Source organism: Vibrio sp. 1167 (assembly GCF_033340375.1).
Classification (GTDB): Bacteria; Pseudomonadota; Gammaproteobacteria; order Enterobacterales; family Vibrionaceae; genus Vibrio; species Vibrio alginolyticus.
Window position 1 is genome coordinate 1 of record NZ_JAWOWK010000129.1, and the last position, 1,039, is coordinate 1,039.

Consider the following 1,039-nt stretch of genomic DNA (forward strand, 5'->3'; position numbering starts at 1 on the left):
CTTGTTTGTTCAATCATCGTATCAACAGCAGCAGTAGGTCTGCGTGATAAGCAAAAAGCTAACGCTGTCCTAGATAAACAATCAAAGATTGTTGAAGTTGCTGGCATTGAAGCAAATGGTAAGAAAGTACCTGAGCTATATGCTGAATACATCGAGCCTCGCTTGGTTGATTTCGCAACAGGCGAATTCGTTGAAGAAGCGGCTGATGGTTCTAAAGCAGCTAACTACGATCAACGTAAAGCAGCGAAAGACAACGCAACGTCTATTAAGCTTACAGCTGAGCAAGACAAAGCTAAGATCATTCGTCGTGCTAACACGGGTATCGTATACCTAGTGAAAAACGGTGATGACGTTTCTAAAGTTATCATCCCAGTTCACGGTAACGGTCTATGGTCGATGATGTACGCATTCGTTGCAGTTGAAACTGACGGTAACACTGTGTCTGGTATCACTTACTACGAGCAAGGTGAAACTCCTGGACTTGGTGGTGAAGTTGAGAACCCATCATGGCGTGCTCAATGGGTTGGTAAGAAACTGTTCGACGAAAACCACAAACCAGCAATCAAGGTTGTTAAAGGTGGTGCGCCAGCAGGTTCTGAACACGGCGTTGATGGCCTATCTGGTGCGACACTAACTGGTAACGGTGTTCAAGGTACATTCGACTTCTGGTTAGGTGACATGGGCTTTGGTCCTTTCCTAGCAAAAGTTCGTGACGGAGGTCTGAACTAATGTCTAGCGCACAAAACATTAAAAAGAGCATTATGGCGCCGGTGTTGGATAACAACCCGATCGCGCTACAAGTTCTTGGTGTATGTTCTGCTCTTGCAGTAACAACTAAACTAGAAACGGCGTTTGTAATGACACTAGCGGTAACATTCGTAACTGCTCTGTCTAACTTCTCTGTTTCTCTGATCCGTAACCACATTCCTAACAGTGTGCGTATCATCGTTCAAATGGCGATCATCGCATCTCTAGTAATCGTGGTAGACCAGGTGCTAAAAGCTTACCTATACGATATCTCTAAACAGCTATCTGTATT

2 protein-coding genes are annotated in these 1,039 nt (G+C 44.6%); both read left to right on the forward strand.

What is annotated here, in order from left to right; genetic code table 11:
* Positions 1-729, forward strand: a 729-nt coding sequence (locus R7Z78_RS24850) for a Na(+)-translocating NADH-quinone reductase subunit C (RefSeq protein WP_169643714.1), incomplete at its 5' end; no start/stop codon positions are given.
* Positions 729-1,039, forward strand: a 311-nt coding sequence (locus tag R7Z78_RS24855; RefSeq protein ID WP_318117052.1) for an Rnf-Nqr domain containing protein, incomplete at its 3' end; no start/stop codon positions are given. The genes R7Z78_RS24850 and R7Z78_RS24855, both read left to right, overlap by 1 nt.